Source organism: Kutzneria sp. NPDC052558, assembly GCF_044547355.1.
Taxonomy (GTDB): domain Bacteria; phylum Actinomycetota; class Actinomycetes; order Mycobacteriales; family Pseudonocardiaceae; genus Kutzneria.
Genome location: NZ_JBIUAG010000003.1, coordinates 235384 through 255122, shown reverse-complemented (window position 1 = coordinate 255122; position 19739 = coordinate 235384). Strand labels below are relative to the sequence as shown.

14 protein-coding genes are annotated in these 19739 nt (G+C 70.2%); 12 read left to right on the top strand and 2 right to left on the bottom strand.

The genetic code is table 11. The annotated features are described in order from the left end of the window. Nucleotides 1-53: 53 nt before the first annotated feature. The 9 genes from ACIG5F_RS07645 (at nucleotide 54) to ACIG5F_RS07605 (ending at nucleotide 12993) form a co-directional block, all read left to right on the top strand. On the top strand, nucleotides 54-602 hold the full coding sequence (locus ACIG5F_RS07645) for a bacterial proteasome activator family protein (protein WP_396516627.1): 549 nt from the start codon (nucleotides 54-56) through the stop codon (nucleotides 600-602). Between the two features lie 81 nt (nucleotides 603-683). Further along, nucleotides 684-1589 carry an ABC transporter permease gene (locus ACIG5F_RS07640; protein WP_396516626.1) on the top strand — a complete coding sequence of 302 codons (906 nt, stop codon included), beginning with the start codon at nucleotides 684-686 and terminating at the stop codon, nucleotides 1587-1589. A 14-nt stretch (nucleotides 1590-1603) separates the two neighbouring features. Continuing rightward, nucleotides 1604-2425 (top strand): ABC transporter ATP-binding protein, encoded by an 822-nt coding sequence (locus ACIG5F_RS07635; RefSeq protein ID WP_396516881.1) that lies wholly within the window; start codon nucleotides 1604-1606, stop codon nucleotides 2423-2425. Then, on the top strand, nucleotides 2422-3321 hold the full coding sequence (locus tag ACIG5F_RS07630) for a glycosyltransferase (protein WP_396516625.1): 900 nt from the start codon (nucleotides 2422-2424) through the stop codon (nucleotides 3319-3321). The genes ACIG5F_RS07635 and ACIG5F_RS07630 overlap by 4 nt, the downstream gene beginning before the upstream one ends. Before the next feature lie 476 nt (nucleotides 3322-3797). Beyond that, on the top strand, nucleotides 3798-4208 hold the full coding sequence (locus ACIG5F_RS07625; RefSeq protein ID WP_396516624.1) for a hypothetical protein: 411 nt from the start codon (nucleotides 3798-3800) through the stop codon (nucleotides 4206-4208). 120 nt (nucleotides 4209-4328) lie between these two features. Continuing rightward, nucleotides 4329-7370: a BTAD domain-containing putative transcriptional regulator gene (locus tag ACIG5F_RS07620; RefSeq protein ID WP_396516622.1), complete on the top strand. Its 3042-nt coding sequence runs from the start codon at nucleotides 4329-4331 to the stop codon at nucleotides 7368-7370. 120 nt (nucleotides 7371-7490) lie between these two features. Next, on the top strand, nucleotides 7491-9893 hold the full coding sequence (locus ACIG5F_RS07615; protein ID WP_396516621.1) for a hypothetical protein: 2403 nt from the start codon (nucleotides 7491-7493) through the stop codon (nucleotides 9891-9893). A 110-nt stretch (nucleotides 9894-10003) separates the two neighbouring features. Further along, the gene (locus ACIG5F_RS07610; protein ID WP_396516620.1) at nucleotides 10004-11632 is read left to right on the top strand and encodes a hypothetical protein; all 1629 of its coding nucleotides are present in this window, start codon (nucleotides 10004-10006) and stop codon (nucleotides 11630-11632) included. 74 nt (nucleotides 11633-11706) lie between these two features. Next, nucleotides 11707-12993, top strand: a complete 1287-nt coding sequence (locus ACIG5F_RS07605) for a hypothetical protein (protein ID WP_396516619.1) — start codon at nucleotides 11707-11709, stop codon at nucleotides 12991-12993. A 140-nt stretch (nucleotides 12994-13133) separates the two neighbouring features. On the opposite strand, the gene ACIG5F_RS07600 is transcribed toward ACIG5F_RS07605, so the two are convergent. Together ACIG5F_RS07600 and glf are read right to left on the bottom strand one after the other, a co-directional pair. Next, nucleotides 13134-15071, bottom strand: coding sequence for a glycosyltransferase (locus tag ACIG5F_RS07600; protein ID WP_396516618.1), 1938 nt, complete (start codon nucleotides 15069-15071; stop codon nucleotides 13134-13136). A 7-nt stretch (nucleotides 15072-15078) separates the two neighbouring features. Next, on the bottom strand, nucleotides 15079-16266 hold the full coding sequence (gene glf / locus ACIG5F_RS07595; protein ID WP_396516617.1) for a UDP-galactopyranose mutase: 1188 nt from the start codon (nucleotides 16264-16266) through the stop codon (nucleotides 15079-15081). 209 nt (nucleotides 16267-16475) lie between these two features. Here glf and ACIG5F_RS07590 point away from each other — a divergent pair, with 209 nt between their 5' ends. The 3 genes from ACIG5F_RS07590 to ACIG5F_RS07580 all read left to right on the top strand — a co-directional run bounded on the left by ACIG5F_RS07590 (nucleotide 16476) and on the right by ACIG5F_RS07580 (nucleotide 19609). Further along, on the top strand, nucleotides 16476-18467 hold the full coding sequence (locus ACIG5F_RS07590; RefSeq protein WP_396516616.1) for a DUF6541 family protein: 1992 nt from the start codon (nucleotides 16476-16478) through the stop codon (nucleotides 18465-18467). Nucleotides 18468-18554: 87 nt separating this feature from the next. Continuing rightward, entirely contained in the window at nucleotides 18555-19250 is a 696-nt protein-coding gene (locus tag ACIG5F_RS07585; protein ID WP_396516615.1) for a glycosyltransferase family 2 protein, read from the top strand. Further along, nucleotides 19247-19609 carry a DUF2304 domain-containing protein gene (locus ACIG5F_RS07580; protein ID WP_396516614.1) on the top strand — a complete coding sequence of 121 codons (363 nt, stop codon included), beginning with the start codon at nucleotides 19247-19249 and terminating at the stop codon, nucleotides 19607-19609. The genes ACIG5F_RS07585 and ACIG5F_RS07580 overlap by 4 nt, the downstream gene beginning before the upstream one ends. Nucleotides 19610-19739 lie beyond the last annotated feature (130 nt).

Here is a 19739-nt window from a genome sequence, read left to right as displayed (position 1 = left end):
CACCGTAGGCGAGCACGCAGCGAAGCGGCACTCCCGGGTGCCAGGATGGTGGCATGACAGCACCCAACGACAACGAGGCAGGCGGACCCCAGCACATCGTGGTGGTGGGCCCGGACGGAGCCCAGCTCGGCTCCGCGCGGGTGCCGTCGGCCGAGGAGGCGGAGGCCGGCAAGGACGTGAGCGGACTTGTCGAGCAGCCGGCCAAGGTGATGCGGATCGGCACGATGATCAAGCAACTGCTCGAGGAGGTGCGGGCCGCGCCCCTGGACGACGCCTCCCGCAACCGGTTGCGGGAGATCCACAAGGCGTCCATCACGGAACTGGAGGACGGCCTCGCCCCGGAGCTTCGGGACGAGCTGGAACGGCTGTCGCTGCCGTTCACCGACGACTCCACCCCGTCCGACGCCGAGCTGCGGATCGCTCAGGCCCAGCTGGTCGGCTGGCTGGAGGGCCTGTTCCACGGCATCCAGACCGCCCTGTTCGCGCAGCAGATGGCGGCCCGGGTCCAGCTGGAGCAGATGCGCGGCCGCGCGCTGCCGCCGGGCATGACCGCCGGTGACGCCGAGGCGCCGCACATCCGGGGCGGCGGCCAATACCTGTAGTGACGGTGGTCCGGCGTCGTCACCCGAGGAGTGCCCGCCCAGGCGTAACACCACGGAATGACGCCGGTACCCTCGTTCCTCGTGCATCCCTCAAGCACCATCGACCGCCCCGTGGAGCCGCTGGCGTCCTCCACCCGCAGTTGGTCGCGCGCCTTCGCGGACATCCGCACGGGCCTGGCGAACCGGCAGCTGTGGGCCCACCTGGGCTGGCAGGACATCAAGCAGCGCTACCGCCGCTCGGTGCTGGGCCCGCTGTGGATCACCATCGGCATGGGCGTCACCGCGCTGGGCATCGGCCTGTTGTACGGCCTGTTGTTCCACAACGACCCGCGGACGTTCCTGCCCTACGTCACGGTCGGCTTCATCGTCTGGAACTTCATCAGCGGCTCGCTGCTGGAGGGCATGGACACCTTCATCGCCAACGAGGGCCTGATCAAGCACCTGCCGGCCCCGCTGTCGGTGTACGTGCTGCGCACGATCTGGCGGCAGACCCTGATGCTGCTGCACAACCTCGTGGTCTACGTGATCGTGACGGGCATCTTCTTCTTCAGCGTCGACCACCCGTACCGGATGTCCGACAACGGCACCGGCACGCTGCACCCGGGCCTGAGCTGGACGATCCTGCTGGCCGTGCCGGGCTTCGTGCTGATCGCGGCCAACGGCGCCTGGGTGTCGATGCTGCTGGGCATCATCAGCACCCGCTACCGGGACATCCCGCAGGTGATCAACGCGATCATCCAGCTGCTGTTCTACGGCACGCCGATCGTCTGGTCGATCGACACGCTCGGCGACCACGCCGACGCGGCCCGGGTGGTGCTGGAGTGGAACCCGCTCTACCACCTGGTCCAGGTGATGCGGGCGCCGCTGGTCGGCCAGGTGATCGAGCCGCTGAGCTGGGTCGTCTGCGTCGGAATGGCCATCGTGGGCTGGGCCTTGGCCCTGCTGGCGATGAAGAACTACCGTGCCCGCATCTCCTACTGGGTGTGAGTGAGGCTTCCAACATGGTCAGCATCGAGGTCTGGAACGCCTCCGTCGACTTCCCCATCTTCGACGCCAAGACGCGGTCGTTGAAGAAGGCCGTGCTCGGCAAGGCCGGCGGCCGCATCGGCACCGAGAACAGGGTCCCGATCATCGAGGCGCTGCGCGACATCACCCTGTCGCTCAAGCACGGCGACCGGGTCGGCCTGGTCGGCCACAACGGCGCCGGCAAGTCCACGCTGCTGCGCATGCTCGCCGGCATCTACGAGCCGACGCGGGGCTCCGCGCAGATCAACGGCCGGGTGGCCCCGGTGTTCGACCTGGGCGTGGGCATGGACCCGGAGCTCTCGGGCTTCGAGAACATCATCATCCGCGGTCTGTTCCTGGGCATGACCCGCAAGCAGATGGAACAGCGGATGGACGACATCGCCGACTTCTCGGAGCTCGGCAACTACCTGTCGATGCCGATCCGCACCTACTCCACGGGTATGCGGGTCCGGCTGGCGCTGGGCGTGGTCACGTCCATCGACCCGGAGATCCTGATCCTGGACGAGGGCATCGGCGCGGTCGACGCGGCCTTCCTGGACAAGGCCCGGGACCGGCTCAACGACCTGGTCAAGCGGTCCGGCCTGCTGGTGTTCGCCTCGCACTCGGACGAGTTCCTGATGGAGCTGTGCAACTCGGCGATCTGGATGGACCACGGCCAGATGAAGATGCGCGGCGGCCTGCGCGAGGTGCTGACCGCCTACAAGGGCCGGGACCCGTTCGAGCACATGTCCAAGGAGACGCTGGAACGCCTGGGTCTGGCCGGCGATCCGGTGCTGCCCAACGGTGAGTCGGCATGAGCTCGCGGCTGCCCAAGGGCGCGGTCGTCGGGGTCGTCGTCACCCACAATCGGCGTGAGCTGCTGGCCACCTCGCTCAAGGTGATGGCGGCCCAGACCAAGCCGATCGACCACCTGGTGGTGGTGGACAACGATCCCGAGCACCCGGCCAAGGACGTGGTGGAGGCCGCCGGCATCCCCACGACCTACCTGGTGTCGCACCGCAACCTGGGCGGCGCCGGCGGCTTCGCGCTGGGCATGCTGACCGCGCTGTCGCTGGGCGCGGACTGGGTGTGGCTGGCCGACGACGACGGCCGCCCGGCCGACGAGAACGTGCTCCAGATCCTGTTCGAGGAGGCGACCAAGCGCCGCCTGGCGGCGATCTCGCCGGTGGTCGCCGACATCGACGACCCGAACACGCTGGCCTTCCCGCTGCGCCGCGGCCTGACCTGGAAGCGCGGGGCCGACGAGCTGGGCGAGGACTTCCTGCCCGGCATCGCCTCCCTGTTCAACGGCGCGCTGTTCCGGGCCGAGGCGCTGGACGTGGTGGGCGTGCCGGACTACCGGCTGTTCTTCCGGGGCGACGAGGTGGAGATCCACCGGCGGCTGGTCCGCAGCGGCCTGCCGTTCGGCACCAGCCTGCGCACCCAGTACCTGCACCCCAACGGCAGCGCCGAGTTCAAGCCGATGCTGGGCGGCAAGTTCCACGCCCAGGACCCGGAGAACGAGGTCAAGCGGTACTACACCTACCGCAACCGGGGCTACCTGCTGTCCCAGCCGGGGCTGCGCAAGCTCGGGCTGCTGGAGGTGGCCCGCTTCGGCCTGTACTTCCTGACCGTCCGCAAGGACCCCAAGCTTTTCGCGCAGTGGCTCAAGCTCGTCCTGCAGGGACGGCACGAGCGCTTCTACCGCAAGTGAGAGTTCCCGATCAGGGCCCCGGTCACGTCGTGACCGGGGCCTTCGTCGTTTGCGACGGCCGCTGACCTGCGTCTCAAGGTTTCCTCAAGGTCTCGCGAATGGTCCCGTATTAGGGTTTGTCGCAGCACCACCGCTAGCCGTTCCGGTTCCTGGAGGGGAGAACCGGAACGGCTTTTTTGTGCGCCCGGATGCCGCGGCGGCAGACCTTGAGCCCGGGCCGGAGGTTGTCTCAAGGTTTTCCCAAACCCCCGTTCCTAATGTCGTTCCTGCAAGCAGGGGAGCACAACGAGGGGGCACGAGATGACCGGCACGAAGCGGGTCGCCGTTGGGGCGGCGGCAGCGGGGGTCGTGCCGGCTCTCACCGGGGCGTCGGGGGGCGCCCCGTGCATCTTCGCGACACCGCACTGATGGGCGTCGGCGCGCAGAGGGGACGCGCCGACGCCGGACCCGGCCACAACCACGAGAGGGGACTCGCCATGGCACGCCGCACTTTCACTCCTGACCAGGTCACCGACATGCTGGAGCGCTGGCACCGGGGCGCGTCCACCACCGATGTGGCCGCCGCCGTCGGCGTCGACCGCAAGACCGTGAAGAAGTACGCCGACTGCGCGGTGGCCGCCGGCATCCGCCCGGGCGGCGCGCCGCTGACCCCGGCCGACTGGACGGCGCTGATCGCCCGCCGCCACCCGGTGATCGCCGAGCCGCGGCTGCGCCGCACCACCTGGCGCGAGCTGGACGACAACCGCGAGTTCATCGCCGAGCTGCGCACGGCCGGGGTGCCGCAGGAGCGGATCTGGCGCCGGCTGCGCTCGGAGCGGGGCGTGCTGTCCAGCCTGGCCACTCTCAAGCGCTGGGTCGCGGCCAATCTCGTCGAGGCCGTGAGGTAACAAAAGCAACGCCCGCCGCCGATAAGGCGGTAAGGGCGGGAATTGTGTGAGCGGGCTCTACTTGACCGCTCCTCGACCTGCCGGTATCCGTTGGTACAGGCAGGCGAGGGGGGATCGGGTTTGCACTTTCGGCTTCTCGGCCCGGTCTGCGCGGTGTCCGGGGACACCACGGTGGAGTTGAGCGGTCGCAAGCCTCGGGCGCTGGTGGCCCTGCTGGCGGTCAACGCGGGCCACGTGGTGCCCATCGACGTGCTGATCGACGCGTTGTGGGGCGAGGAGCCCCCGGACAGCGCCCGCGCCGGCGTGCACTCCTACGTCTCGACCCTGCGGCGGACGCTGGGCGAAGGCGTGATCATGCGTCGGTCCGCCGGCTACGAGCTGGCCGTGCCGCCCGAACGCGTCGACGTGCACGTGTTCACCCGGAAAGTCGCGCAGGCCCGGCAGGCGCTGGCCGCGGAGCGGTTCGCCGCCGCCGCGCAGGACCTGACCGAGGCCCTGGAGCTGTGGCGCGGCCCGGCGCTCGGCGGCGTGGACGGCGACTGGGCGGAGCGGGAGCGCAGTCGGCTGGGCCAGCTGCGGCTGGCCGCCCTTGAGGACCGGATCGAGGCGGACCTGCGGCTGGGCCGCGGTCCCCGGCTGATCGCCGAGCTGACCGCCCTGGTGGACGACAACCCGTTGCGGGAGCGGCCGCGCTGGCAGCTGATGTTGGCCCTCTACCAGGCCGGACGGCAAGCCGAGGCGCTGGAGAAGTACGAGTCCGGCCGCCGGCTGCTGGTGGACGAGCTGGGCGTGGAGCCGAGCCCGGAGTTCCAGGCGATGCACGGCCGGATCTTGCGCGGCGAGGTGCCGGAGCCGGTGCCCGACGACGGGCCGCGGGCCGAGACCCCGGCGCCCGAGCCGAAGGCCGCCCCGCAGCAGCTGCCGCCGGACGTCGCCGACTTCACCGGCCGTGAGGCCGAGATCGCGCTGCTGAGCCGGCGGCTGCGGCAGTCGACCCAGGCCACCACGGTGTGCGTGATCGCCGGGACCGCCGGCGCGGGCAAGAGCTCGCTGGCCGTCCACACCGCGCACCTGGTCCGGGAGCACTTTCCCGACGGCCAGCTGTACGTGAACCTGCGCGGCGTGCACTCGGCCTCGTTGGAGCCGATCGAGGTGCTGGCCCGGTTCCTGCGGGCGTTGGGCGTGCCGGCGGCGTCCATTCCGGACGGTCTCGAGGAGCGGGCCGACCTGTATCGCACGCTGCTGGCCGACCGCCGGGTGCTGATCGTGCTGGACGACGCGGCCGACGAGCGGCACGTGCGGGACCTGCTGCCGGGCGGCTCGGGCTGCGCGGTCCTGGTGACCAGCCGGCGGCGGCTGCCGGCGCTGGCCGGGGCCCTGCACGTGGACCTGGCGGTGTTCGCCGAGACCGAGGCGACCGAGCTGCTGGAGACGCTGATCGGCGCGGAGCGGGTGGCCCGCGAGCCCGACGGCGCCGCCGACATCGTGCGGCTGTGCGGCTGGCTGCCGTTGGCGGTGCGGATCACCGGCGCGCGGCTGTCGGCCCGGCCGCAGTGGCCGTTGCACCTGATGGCGACCCGGCTGCGGGAGCGCCACCAACTGCTGGACGAGCTCTCGGTCGGGGACCTGGAGGTGCGCGGCAGCCTGCTGCTCAGCTACGAGGGCCTGTCCGAGGCGGAGCGGCGCACGCTGCGGCTGCTGGGCTGGCTGGGCACGATGGAGTTCGCGTCCTGGTTCGTCGCCCCGCTGCTGGACGCCACGGTCGGGGCCACCGACCGGCTCCTGGAGCGGCTGGCCGACACGTACCTGCTGGACACGGTCACCGTGGACGCGGCCGGCTCGCCGCGCTACCAGCTGCACGACCTGACCCGGGCGTTCGCCATCGAACGGGCCGAGGCCGAGGAGCCCGTGCCGCCGACGGAGGCGGTGGAACGGGTGGTGCACTGCGCCGTGACGATGATCGACGAGGCCACCGCCCGGATGCCGCGCGGCAGCTCCACCCACGTGTCGGGCCGGCCCCGGTTCTCCTCGCCCGACCCGGCGACCCTGGCCCGGCTGGTGGCCGACCCGGTGGGCTGGTTCGACGCCGAGCGCAGCGTGTTCGTGGCACTGGTGGAGCGGGCCAGCGAGCTGGGCCTGGTGACCGCGTCGACCAGCCTGGCCGCCGCCCTGTCGGCCTCGGCCTTCACCGCCCGCAACCAGTTCGACCAGTGGTGGCAGACGCATTCGGCCGCGTTGCAGGCGGCCGACCTGGCCGGCGACGACGCCAGCAAGGCCTCGCTGTACGTGGGGCTGGGCCGGCTGCGGCTGGAGCAGGACCGGTTCGACGAGGCCGCCGACTACTACGGGCGAGCGCTGGCCGTGTACGAGCGGCTGGGCGACGCCAACAACGTCGCGGTGTGCAAGCTGGAGCTGGCCAGCGTGCTGCGTGAGCGCGGCGACCTGGTCGAGGCCAAGCAGACCCTGCTGGCGGTGGCCCCGGAGCTGGCGTCGGGCGGGCACTCGCCGCAGGTCCAGGCCCGCGCCTGGCACGGCCTGGGCATGGTGCTGACCGAGCTGGGCGAGTTCGACGCCTCGCTGGTGCAGCTCAACCGGGCGCTGTCGGAGTACGAGCGGCTGGCCGACCGGTTCGGGCAGGCGCTGATGCTGCGGTCCATCGGCATCACCCACCGGGCCATGGGCGATCTGGTGGCGGCCGAGAAGTTCTGCGGCGAGGCGCTGCGCGGCATGGTGGAGCTGGGCGACTCGCACATGCTCGTCTACACCGTGCAGTCGCTGGCCAAGGTCCGGATCCGGCAGGGCCGCGGCGACGAGGAGCGCGAGGCGCTGCTGGACGGGCTGGAGACGTGCAGCCAGTTGCAGGACGGCTTCGGGCAGGCGCTGATGCTGCGCACGCTCGGCGAGCTGGACCTGGCCGCCCGCCGGTTCGACGACGCCGAGCAGCATCTGCAACGCTCGTTGCAGTGGTGGACCGCGCTGGCCGCGCCGCTGGGCCGGGCCCGCACCCTGCGTGACCTGGCCACGCTGTTCGCCGCCACCGGCCGCGCCGCGGAGTCGGAAACGACCTGGCAGGAGGCGTTGCGCCTGTTCGAACGGCATCACGCGCGGGAGGCGCGTGAGCAACGTCCCTGGGTTGCAGACAGCGCGGGACTGCCCGGGTAGGGTGACCGCGAGATCGAGCCGGGGGGATCAACGATTTCGGAATACGTGCGGTCACGCTTGTCCGAAATCGCCGCTTTCTTGATCGAATACGAGCCGAATGGCGTATCTAGGGTGGGACGAATGGCATCAGGCAGAATTGTCGTGCTGGCCGCCGGCGTCGCTTTCGCGGCCGCCACGGCCGGCGCGCTGCCGGCACAGGCGCAGGCTTCGCAGTGGACCGCGCCACCGCAACCGACGACACACCACGCCCCCGACCTGTCGGCGCCGCCGGCGGTCGCCGGCCCCAGCCACGCGCTGACGCCGCACAACGGGCCGGGCGTGCCCAACACCGCCGGCCTGGCCGGCGGCTCCACCTTCACCCCGGTGACGCCGCAGCGCGTGCTGGACACCCGGGACGGCACCGGCCGCGGCGGCCAGCCCGTCGGCCCGGTGCCCGCGGACAGCAGCATCACGCTGGACCTGAAGAGCGTGCTGCCGGCGGGCGCCACGGCCGTCGTCTTCAACCTCACGGCCACCAACGTCACCGCCAACACCAACGTGACGGCGTACCCGACCGGCTCCGGGCCGCGGCCGACGACGTCCAACCTGAACCTGCTGCCCGGCCAGACCCGGCCGAACCTGGTCACCGTCGCGCTGAACAGCAACGAGGCCGTCGACTTCTACAACCACGTCGGCAGCGTTGACCTCATCGCCGACCTCGCCGGCTACTACGCGGTCGGCACCGGCGGCGGCTACACATCGCAGAGCCCCAGCCGGGTCCTGGACACCCGCGACGGCACCGGCCAGAACGGCACGGTCGCCCCGGTCGGCAGCAACGCCAGCATCACGCTGGACCTGTCGGGCGTGCTGCCCAGCAACGCCACCTCGGTGGTGTTCAACCTGACCGGCACCAACGTCACCGGCAACACCAACGTCACGGCCTGGCCGGACGGGGCCGCCCGCCCGTCGGCGTCCAACCTGAACCTGACGCCCGGCCAGACCGCGCCGAACCTGGTGACGGTCGCGGTCGGCGCGAACCGCAAGGTGGACTTCTACAACCACACCGGCAGCGTGGATCTGATCGCCGACCTGGCCGGCTACTACGCCACCGGCAGCGGCAACCCGTTCTACTCGCTGACGCCGGTGCGGGCCTTCGACAGCCGTGACGGCGAGCCGCTGGGCCCGAACCAGGCCGGCAGCGTGCCGTTCACGCCGTGGATCCCGGCCGCCGCCAGCGCGCTGGTCTACAACCTGACCGGCACCGACGCCACCGCGGCCACCAACGTCACCGCCTGGCCGACCGGACAGAACCTGCCCAGCTCGTCCAACCTGAACCTGGCCGCCGGCGAGACCGCGCCCAACCTGGCCATCACCGCGCTCGGCGCCAACGGCCAGATCAGCTTCTACAACCACGCCGGCACCGTGAACCTGATCATGGACATCGCCGGCTACTTCTCGCCGGCCCCGCCGGCCTGCACCACCGGCTGCGTCTACGCCACCGGCGACAACTACTACGCCGAGCAGGCCAACGGCACCATCGGCGGCTTCGACACCGGCAGCTACCTCCAGATCCCCAACCTGCCGCGGGTGACCGCGGTGACCGGCGGCCGCGAGAACGGCTACGCGCTGCGCGCCGACGGCACGGTGTGGGCCTGGGGCCAGAACGAGTTCGCCGGGCTGGGCAACGGAGTCGGCTTCGGCTTCTCGGTCGTGCCGACCCCGGTGTCCGCACTGGACGGTGGCGTCACCTCGGTGGTGGCCACCGAGTACGGCGCCTACGCGTTGAAGTCCAACGGCACCGTGTGGGCCTGGGGCGACAACTACTACGGCGAGTACGGCAACGGCGCCAGCGGCGACGGGGCCACCAAGGCCAGCCCGGTGCAGGTGCCCGGCCTGACCGGCGTGACCGCGCTCGCCTCGGCCGGCGGCACCGGCTACGCGCTGAAGTCCGACGGCACGGTGTGGTCCTGGGGCTACAACGGCAACGGCGAGACCGGCACCGGCTCCACCGCCGAGATCGTCACCAGCCCCACCCAGGTCTCGGGCCTGAGCGGCGTGGTGTCGGTCGGCGGCGCGATCACCGGCGGCTACGCGGTCAAGTCCGACGGCACCGTCTGGTCGTGGGGCTCCAATGTGTACGGCGGCCTCGGCACCACCGCGGTTCCCGTGGGCGGCAACAACTTCACCGCCACCCCGGTGCAGGTGCAGGGCCTGAGCGGCATCAAGTTCGTCGGCAACGGCCTGTCCGACACCGGCTACGCGGTCAACGCCGGCGGCAACCTGTTCGCTTGGGGCTCCAACACCGGCGGCGAGTACGGCAACGGCACCTACACCGGCGGCGCGACCGTCGTGCAGGTCCCGGGCATCACCAGCGTGACCGCGCTCGCGCCGGGCGGGGGCATGTCGGCGATCGCCGGCGGCAAGGCGTACGCCTGGGGCAACGCGAAGTTCGGCGCCACCCCGGCGGCACTGCCCGGCGCGGCCACGGCCTCCGCGGTCGGCGCCGGCGTCTTCGCCCAGTACGCCATCGTGATCACGCCCTGACCGACCGGTAGTTCTCCACCAGCGCGCCCGCTTCAGCCGACCAGCTGGGGCGGGGCGCGTCCGTTGCCGGCGGTTACGATGCCCCGGGCCGACGAGTTGAGGAATTCCCCATGCACGATGATGTCGCAGTCGCGCCGACGGTCGCGATCCCGCCGGTGACCGACGAGCCGGACCCGGCGCCGCCGGCGCCGGCCCGATCCGGCGCGTCCGTGCTGGGCCTGATCGCGGAGGGCGCGATCGCGCTCGGCGCGGCGGCGGTGCTGACGCTGCTGAGCACCTCGGTCAACGTCAACCCGCTGGACCGGATCGGACAGGTCAGCGGCCTGGCCGGGATCCAGCTGCGGTTCGCGGTGCTGGGCGTGCTGGTGATCGCGGCGGTGCTGGTGGTCTCCCGGCTGCGCGGCCTCGGCACGCTGCCGACGCTGACCCGGTTCGGCAGCGCGGCCATCGCCGGCCTTGCCTCCGGCTTCACCGCCGGCGGCCTGGTGCTGGCCCTGCGCGGCACCAGCGAGCCGTTGAACGCGACCCGGGCCGGCGGCGACTTCAGCGCCATCGCCGGCTGGGCCGAGTCGATCATCGCCGGCCACTCCACGATGCCGAACTTCTACCCGCCGCTGCCGGTGTACGTGGTGGCGTGGCTGTCCGAGCTGACCGGGCAGCCGGTGGCGTTCTCCTTCAAGGACTTGGAGATCGTCGGCACCGCGCTGTTCGGGCCGGTGGCCTACCTGGCCTGGCGGCTGCTGCTGCGGCCGCTGCCGGCGCTGGTGATCGGCGTGGTGAGCGCGCTGCCGCTGGTGTACCCGTACAAGCCGTACGAGAACCTGGTGTTGATCGCGCTGATCCCGATCCTGATCCGGGTGCTGCAGAACGTGCGCAACGCGCCGGAGCGCAGCCACAAGCAGCTGATCCTGCCGGGCGTGATCACCGGCCTGGCCCTGGGCATCTGCTTCCTGTCCTACTCGGGCTGGTTCGTCTGGTCCGCGCCGGGCTTTTTCGTCGCCGTGCTGTGTCTGGCCCCGTGGAAGCGCGGGCTGCCCAAGGCAATCACCTACGTGGCGATCTCCGGCGTGGTCATGCTGGCGCTGTGCTGGCGGCAGATCGCCTCGCTGCTGCATGCCGGAACCACGGTGAAGGACAACTACTTCTACTTCGACACGTTGACCGATCCCGCGTATTTCGCCATGTGGCGCGGGGATCTGCCCGGCGACGTCGGCCTGTGGCCGCCGCCCGGCGAGCTCGGCGGGGTCGGCCTGTACACGATCATCCTGTTCGCCGGCCTGGCGCTGGCGCTGTTCCTGGCCCTGCGCAACCCGATCGTCGTCACGCTGGCGTGCTGCTTCGGCGGCGCGTGGCTGCTGCGCTTCTACTTCGCCTCGCAGATGTACCAGGCGCAGTCGGTGCAGCTGTACCCGCGCACCACCATGGAGATCGTCTACACGCTGCTGGTGCTGACGCTGTTCGCGGTGCTGACGAGCTGGGAACGCGTCCGGGACTGGCTGACCGCCCGCGGCCAGGGCGGCATGTTCGGGCTGACCGGCGGCGTCGTCGGGGCGTTCGCCGCGTTGCTGCTGGTCTTCGGCTCGGCCGGTTCAGCGACGGCCAACAACTACTTGCCGCGCAACGACAACTCGGAAGGTCACCTGGCGTGGGTCGGGCAGACCGAACGGATGCCGAACGGACACTGTTCGGTCTATCTCCAGGACGACTGCACGACCCCGGTCGGCACACCGGGTAAATGACTTGATCGGCCTACGTGTCCCTGCGTCACCGAAGGGCTACCGTGTGATCAGGACCTAGACCTCCGGGAGCGCACATGGCCGACAACGCAGTCGATCAGGCGGGCGCGGCAGCCGCGCCGAGAGACATCAGCGGGCTCCCCCTGCTCGGCGGTCCCCAGTTCCCGATCGGGATCTTCTGGCCGCCCCCGCCCGACCAGACCACCGCGACCCGCTACCAGCAGATCGCCGACGCCGGCTTCACCTTCGTGATCTCCGGCAACTACATGGATGACGGCAACATCATCCAGTACGCGTTGCAGCAGTGCGCCAACCACGGCCTGAAGATGCTGATCTCGGACGACACCCAGATCCGCAACCTCACCCGCTGGTTCACCATCAGCGACGACCGCTCGGTGCCGATGTCGATCACCACCGCCGACGGCCGGGTGCTGGTGCAGCGGGCCCTGGACGCCTACGCCGGCTATCCCTCGTTCGCCGGCTTCAACCTGTTCGACGAGCCGTGGCGGGACATCTTCCCCTCGCTGGGCAGGGCCTACCAGATCGTGCGCGGCATGACGCCCAACAGCCTGTCCTACTCCAACCTGCCCGACAGCGAGTGGACCACGCCGGCCGACTGGGCCAACTTCGTCGAGCAGTACATCACCACCGTGCAGCCGACCCTGCTGTCCTTCGACCGCTACCCGATCCGGCCGGCCGGCGTGGACACCGGGTACTTCAGCGACTGGGTCACCTTCCGCCGGCTTGGCCAGAAGTACGGGCTGCCGACCTGGATCTTCATCCAGTCGGTGAGCAACGACCTGTACCGCGCCACCAACAAGGCCGAGCTGCTCTGGCAGATCAACGTCAGCCTGGCCTACGGGGCCAAGGGCATCCAGTACTTCACCTACTGGACGCCGGATCCCGCCCGGGGCGAGGGTTTCGGGCCGGCGCTGGTCGCCCTGGACGGCACGCTGACCAGTCGCTACCAGGCGGCCAAGCAGATCAACACCCAGTGGCTGGCCCAGGTCGGCCGCCAGCTCAAGCCGCTGGTGTCCGAGACCGTGGTGCACTTCGGCGATCCCGCCCCGGTCGCCGGCATCACCGCCTTCACCCCGGACGACATCGTCGGCTCGGTGGCCGGCGACCCGGTGATCATCGGCCGGTTCCGCGACGGCTCCGGCTCGCCCACGCGCTGGCTGTTCGTGGCCAACCGGCTCACCGACGCGCCGGCCAACACCACCCTGGGCATGACCTCCCAGCACGTGGTGACCAAGTTCGACCCGCGCACCCAGACCTACCGGGCCACCAGCAGCACCAGCCAGATCTCGGTGTCGCTCCAGGCCGGCGAGGCCGCCCTCTTCGAGGTCAACCCGCACAGCTGATTCGTCATGAAGGGCCCCATACTGACGTTCAACGTCAGTATGGGGCCCTTCATGACGTCAGGATCGGTCCCTTGATCTTGGCGGGACAACGAGAAGCGGGGTGCCTCCAGTGTGGAGGCACCCCGCTTGTCGTTGCTGGATCAGCCTTCGAAGACCTTGCGCCAGGAGTCGATGGAGGTCAGCTCCGCCTTGGCCCGGCGGTACTCCACCGCCAGCCGCGGGAACTCCTTGGCCAGGATGGCGTGGTTCTGCGCGGCCTTGCGCAGCATGCTCCAGAACAGCTTCGGATCACGCTTGCGATAGGTCACGCCCCGACCGTCCGCGGTGGACACGGTCGCGCCGTCCAGCCGGGCCAGCAGGAACCAGCGGGCGTCCTGGGCCGGGATGTTGAGCTGCGGCCGCTCGTGGTGCTCGTGCTTGACCGGCAGCAGGTTGTGCACCAGGCCGCTGGCCAGGGTCTTGCCGATGGTCACCGGGTTGGCCGGCGGCTTGAGGAAGTGCTCGGCCACCAACGGGTCCATGGTCGGCAGCGGGAACTGCTTGGCCGAGGGCAGCACCTGGCCGTCCGGGAACTGCGCGCGCAGCTCGCGGATCTCCGGCAGGGCGTTGGGCAGCAGGCCGAACAGCTTCTGCGGACCGGCCAGGAAGTCCTGGATCGCGCGGTCGTGCAGCGCGACGGTGGAGTACTCCAGCGACAGCAGGTGCTTGAGCGACATCTTCATGGTCTGCTTGAACAGACCCTCGGGCCGGCTCGGCCCGTACATGGCCGCGACCACCAGCCGGTTGCGCAGGTGGAAGTAGGCCTGCCAGTCGGTGACGTCGTCCTTGTCCGACCACGGCATGTGCCAGATGGCCACGCCCGGCAGGCTGGCCGTCGGGTACCCGGCCGCGCCGGCCCGCAGGCCGTACTCGCTGTCGTCCCACTTGATGAACAGCGGCAGCGGCAGGCCGATCTCGTCGATGACCGTCCGGGGGATCAGGCACATCCACCAGCCGTTGTAGTCGACGTCGATGCGGCGGTGCAGCTTGGCCGAGTCCTCGTGGCGCAGCGGCTCCTCGTCGAAGTCGTGGTCGTACTCCGAGTTGGGCGCGCCCCGCCAGGCGAACTGGTACCGGTCGATGACCTCGCCCATGGAGTGTAGGTGCGAGCGCGCCTGCAGGTTGAGCATCTGGCCGCCGACCAGCATCGGCCGCTCCGCGTAGCGGGAGAAGGCCAGCGCCCGCAGGATGGAGTCGGGCTCGATGACGATGTCGTCGTCCATCAGCAGCACGTGGTCGCAGTCGGTCGTGGTGACCGCCTCGTACATGCCGCGGGCGAAGCCGCCGGAGCCGCCCATGTTGGCCTGGTCGACGATGCGCAGGCGGTCGCCGAGGCGGGCCTGGCCGACGTCGAAGCCCTTGGCGTCGCGGACCTTCTTGTTGCCCTGGTCGGCCACGATGACCGTGCCGACGCTGGCCAGCACCGTCGGGTCCTCGCCGATCGCCTGCAACGCCGCGACGCAGTCGTCGGGACGGTTGAAGGTGGTGATGGCGATGGCGACGGAGCGCACCTCGCGCGGGGCTGGGGTGGTGGCGTACCAGCCGCCCTCGGACACCGTCACCGGCTGGTCCTCGGTGGTTATGTCGAACCAGTACCAGCCGCCGTCCTCGAACGGGGTCAGGTCCAGCTCGAAGACCACCGGGCCGCCCTGGTCCAGCACCTTGCCGCTGACGTGGACCTGGAGGCCGTCCGCCTTGGACCGGTAGATGTCCACGCGGCACGGGCCGTCCACGGTCAGCCGCAGCTCGACGGCGTTGACCGTGGTCCAGCGCCGCCAGTAGCTGGCCGGGAAGGCGTTGAAGTAGGAGGCGAACGAGACGCCCGCCCGCTCCGGCACGCTCAGCGAGGTCCGCGACAGCGGACGGGTGCGCTGCTCGTTGGACGAGTCCTCGTCCAGGTACAGCGCCCGGACGTCGAGCGGGTCGCCGGCGCGCGGCGCGATGACCCTCTGGAGCAGCGCGTTGTTCGGCCCACCGGCCGCGTCACGGGCGCCCGCGGGCGCGGCCTGGGTGCTTCGGTCGACTGTCTTGCTCGCCATCAGGGCGTCAGTCCTCCAACGAGCCGCTCGGGGTACGGCCCTCGACGAAGTACGGGGTGATCTTGTTGTCGAACATGCTCAGCGCCGAGCCGATCGCCATGTGCATGTCCAGGTACTTGTACGTGCCCAGGCGCCCGCCGAACAGGATGTTCTTCTCGGCCGCCTCGGCCTTGGCCAGCTCCCGGTACTGGAGCAGCTTGGCCCGGTTGTCCTCGCTGTCGATCGGGTAGTACGGCTCGTCGCCGGGCTCGGCCGACCGCGAGTACTCGCGCACGATGACCGTCTTGTCGGTCGGGTAGTCCCGCTCCGGGTGGAAGTGCCGGAACTCGTGGATCCGGGTGTAGGGCACGTCCTGGTCGTTGTAGTTCATGACCGAGGTGCCCTGGAAGTCGCCGACCGGCAGGACCTCGGTCTCGAAGTCCAGCGTGCGCCAGCCCAGCTCGCCGGCGGCGTAGTCGAAGTACTTGTCCAGCGGGCCGGTGAAGACGGTGAGCGTCTTGGCCGGGATCTGGTCGCGCACGTCGAAGTAGTCGGTGTTCAGCCGCACCTCGATGTTCGGGTGGTCGGCCATCTTGTTCAGCCACGCGGTGTAGCCGTCGACCGGCAGGCCCTCGTAGAGGTCGTTGAAGTACCGGTTGTTGAAGGTGTAGCGGACCGGCAGCCGGGTGATGATGGCCGGCGAGAGCTCGGAGGGCTCGGTCTGCCACTGCTTGGCGGTGTAGCCCTTGATGAACGTCTCGTACAGCGGACGCCCGATCAGGGAGATCGCCTTCTCCTCCAGGTTGGCGGCGTCGGCGGAGTCGAACTCGGCCGCCTGCTTGGCGATCAGCTCCTTGGCCTCGTCCGGCGTGTGGGACTTGCCGAAGAACTGGTTGATCAGCGCCAGGTTCATCGGGAAGGAGTAGACCTGCCCCTTGGCCCGCGCGAACACCCGGTGCTGGTAGTTGGTGAACTCGGTGAACTGGTTGACGTACTCCCACACCCGCTTGTTGGAGGTGTGGAACAGGTGGGCGCCGTAGCGGTGCACCTCGATCCCTGTCTCCGGCTCCGCCTCCGAGTAGGCGTTGCCACCGATGTGGTCACGCCGGTCGAGCACCAGCACGCGCTTGTTCAGCTGCGTGGCGGCACGCTCGGCCACGGTAAGGCCGAAGAATCCGGATCCGACGACAATCAGGTCATAGCCCGAGAAGCTCACGGTGAGCCAGGGTACCGGTGTCCGAGGGCGGCATCGAACGGCCCACCGGATAGCGGTGTATCCACAGGAATTGTAACAAGCAGTGAACCCGGCGCACAGCGTTATTACGCAGGGTGTCGCGGGTGGGCCGGCACCTGGATCCGTGGCCGCCACGCGAGTAGGGCACACTTCCGGGGGCCGTGCTGTCACCCGACTGACGAGGCAAGATGATGAGCTGGTTCGAGGCGGTGCCGCCGGCACTGGTCTTCTGCGGCTGGTTGGCACTGCCGGGACTGCCCATCACCTATCTGCTGGGGCTACGCGGCGTGGCCGCGTGGGGTTTCGCCCCAACGGTGGCCACGGGCATCGTCGGCGTGACCGCCGTGCTGGCCCCGATGGCCGGCCTGACCTGGGGATTCCTGCCGCCGCTGGCCGCAACCGTGGCGCTGTCGGCCGTGCTCGGGGTGTACCGCCTGTTCCGCCGCGGCCGATCCGGCCCGGTCGACCCGCGGGGCGTGCGGCTGTGGGCCGCCCTGGGTTTGGTCCCGGCGCTGCTGCTGGGCGTGGTCACCGTGCTGCGGGCCATCCCGGCCCCGGGCAGCGTGGCCCAGACCTTCGACAACATCTTCCACTACAACGCGGTCCGGCTGATCCTCGATTCGGGCAACGGCTCGTCGCTGTCGCTCAGCGCGCTCGGCCAGCCCGGCGCCCCCGCCGGCTTCTACCCGGCGGTCTGGCACGACCTGGCCGCGCTGACCGTGCAGGCCACCGGCGTGAGCATCCCGGTCGCCGCCAACGCGGCGGCCATCGCGATGTCGACGATCGCCTGGCCGCTGGCCTGCCTGCTGCTGGTGCGCCAGATCATCGGCCCGTCCCGGCTGGCCATGGCCCTGACCGGGGTGCTCAGCCTGGCCTTCGGCGCGTTCCCGTGGGGGCTGCTCGGCTTCGGCGTGCTGTGGCCGAACACGCTGGGCCTGGCCCTGCTGCCGGCCGGGGTCGCCGGGGTGCTGGCCATCACCGGGCTGGCCCGCGAGGACGTGCTCGGCAAGGGCCGGGCCTGGCTGCTGCTGGCCGTCACCTTCGTGGCCGGCGGCCTGGCCCATCCCAACACCATCTTCAGCCTGGCCGTGCTGTCCGTGGTGCCCATCGCCATCGCGGTGGTCCGCTGGGGCCAGGCCAAGCGCGCGGCCGGCAAGCCGGGGCTGGCCTGGGTCGGCATGGGCGGCGCGCTGGTCGCGGCGCTGGCGCTGGCCCGGTTCGTGGACACCTCGCCGCTGTTCAACGACGTCAAGGCGATCACCCGGCCGCCCATCGAGACGCCGGCCCAGGCCGTGGGCGAGGCGCTGCTCAACGGTCCGAACAGCAAGAGCGCGGCCTGGCTGCTGTCGGCGTTCGTGCTGGTCGGCCTGTACGTGACGCTGCGCCGCGGCTCCACCCGGCGGTGGCTGGCAGCCAACCACGTGATCTCGATGCTGATGTTCGTGATCGCCGCGACCACCACCGGTTCGCTCGCCCAGCACATCGTCGGCTACTGGTACAACGACTCGTTCCGGCTGGCCGCCGTGCTGCCGGTGACCGCGCTGCCGCTGGCGATCATCGGCGTGCTCGCGGCCATCGCCTTCATTCGTGACCGGATCGAGACGATGCGGTCGGACGCCTGGCGGACCCGCCTTCAGCCGGCGCTGAAGTCGACCATCGCCATCCCGGCGCTGGTGGCGTTGGCGCTGCTGGGCGGGACCAAGGGCTTCTACTCGGGCGAGCACTCCCGGGTGGTCACCGCCATCTACGGGCTGGACGCCAAGCCGGCGACGCAGCCGCTGCTCGACACCGAGCAGCGGGCCTTCTTCGACCGCATCAGCCGCGACGTGCCGGCCGACGCGGTGATCGCCTCCAACCCGTGGAACGGCAGCGTGCTGCTGTGGTCGCTGGAGAGCCGCAAGGTGCTGGTGCCGGCGTTCAACCTGGCCATGGGCCCGGACCAGACCTTCCTGGCCAAGCACCTGGACGACGCGGCGACCAATCCTCTGGTGTGCGCGGCGGCCAACCGACTGCACGTCCGCTACGTCTATGTGGACACGCGCCGTTTCTGGCCCACCGACAAGCGGATCCACGACTATCCGGGGCTGGCCGACCCGACCGGGCGGTCCGGCTTCGAACTGGTGGACCAGCAGGGCGCGATGAAGCTGTTCCGGATCACCGCCTGTGCCGCCCAGGGGCGGTGAACTGGGCGGGTGTCGCTCTGCTCTACGCTGGATACGAGAAATTCAGGCCCCGACTATGACTCGAGACAAGACGTCCTGGAGGACCCCGTGACCGAGTGGTCCGATGTCTGGCTGGTCGTCCCCGTGTACAACGAAGCACAGGTCATCGGCGACGTGGTGCGGCACGCACGGGAGACTTTTCCGAATATCGTCTGCGTGGACGACGGCAGCCGGGACGGCTCCGCCGAGCAGATCCGCGGGGCCGGCGCGCACCTGGTGCGCCACCCGGTCAACCTCGGCCAGGGCGCGGCCCTGCAGACCGGCGTGAACTACGCCCGCGAACAGGCCGGCGCCCAGTACTTCGTGACCTTCGACGCCGACGGCCAGCACCAGGTCGACGACGTGGTGCGGATGCTCAAGCGCCTCAAGGACGAGGACCTGGACATCATCGTCGGCACCCGGTTCAAGGCCGGCGCGGACACCAGCCACATCCCGTGGATCAAGCGCCTGGTGCTCAAGACGGTCGTGATGCTCAGCCCGCGCACCCGTCGACTGGGCCTTTCGGACGCCCACAATGGGCTGCGTGCCTTCAACAAGAAGGTCGCCGACGCGCTCAACATCACGTTGAACGGAATGGGCCACGCTTCCGAGTTCGTCGAGATGATCGATCGTTTCAAGTGGAAGGTCGCCGAAGAGCCGGTGACGATCCTCTACACGGAGTACTCGATGGCCAAGGGCCAGTCACTCATCAACGGCGTCAACATTGTCTTCGACAGTGTCGTGCGGTCGGGGGCGAAGCGATGATTGTCATCCAGATCGTACTGATCATCGCGGTCGTGCTGTTGTTGCTGTTCTTCCTGCGGCACCACGGCAAGAGCAAGACCGCGGCCAGCGTGAAGATCGGTTTCTCGCTGTTCATGGTCTTCGGCGTGCTGGCCGTGCTGTTCCCGGACGAGGTCACCACGGTGGCCAACTGGCTGGGCGTCGGCCGCGGCACCGACCTGCTGCTCTACGGCATGGTGGTGGCCTTCGGCTTCGCCACCATCAACACCTACCTGCGGTTCAAGGAGCTGGAGCTGCGCTACGCCAAGCTGGTGCGCGCGGTGGCCATCCAGAACAGCGAGCAGCCCCAGGACGAGAAGGAGCCGGTCAAGGTCGACTGACCCGGTTCCACTGAAAAGGCGGGGGGGGGGGGGGGGGGGGGGGGCGGGGCGGGGGGGGGGGGGCCCGCGGGGGGGGGGGGGGGGGGGGGGCCGCCGGGCCCCGGCCCCGCCGGGGGGGGGGGCCCCGAGC

Excerpts from the sequence above, each read along its gene's own strand:
- ACIG5F_RS07645 (WP_396516627.1), top strand. The coding sequence starts at position 54 with ATGACAGCACCCAACGACAACGAGGCAGGCGGACCCCAGCACATCGTG.
- ACIG5F_RS07635 (WP_396516881.1), top strand. The coding sequence starts at position 1,604 with ATGGTCAGCATCGAGGTCTGGAACGCCTCCGTCGACTTCCCCATCTTC.
- ACIG5F_RS07630 (WP_396516625.1), top strand. The coding sequence starts at position 2,422 with ATGAGCTCGCGGCTGCCCAAGGGCGCGGTCGTCGGGGTCGTCGTCACC.
- ACIG5F_RS07625 (WP_396516624.1), top strand. The coding sequence starts at position 3,798 with ATGGCACGCCGCACTTTCACTCCTGACCAGGTCACCGACATGCTGGAG.
- ACIG5F_RS07615 (WP_396516621.1), top strand. The coding sequence starts at position 7,491 with ATGGCATCAGGCAGAATTGTCGTGCTGGCCGCCGGCGTCGCTTTCGCG.
- ACIG5F_RS07610 (WP_396516620.1), top strand. The coding sequence starts at position 10,004 with ATGCACGATGATGTCGCAGTCGCGCCGACGGTCGCGATCCCGCCGGTG.
- ACIG5F_RS07605 (WP_396516619.1), top strand. The coding sequence starts at position 11,707 with ATGGCCGACAACGCAGTCGATCAGGCGGGCGCGGCAGCCGCGCCGAGA.
- ACIG5F_RS07600 (WP_396516618.1), bottom strand. The coding sequence starts at position 15,071 with ATGGCGAGCAAGACAGTCGACCGAAGCACCCAGGCCGCGCCCGCGGGC.
- ACIG5F_RS07590 (WP_396516616.1), top strand. The coding sequence starts at position 16,476 with ATGAGCTGGTTCGAGGCGGTGCCGCCGGCACTGGTCTTCTGCGGCTGG.
- ACIG5F_RS07580 (WP_396516614.1), top strand. The coding sequence starts at position 19,247 with ATGATTGTCATCCAGATCGTACTGATCATCGCGGTCGTGCTGTTGTTG.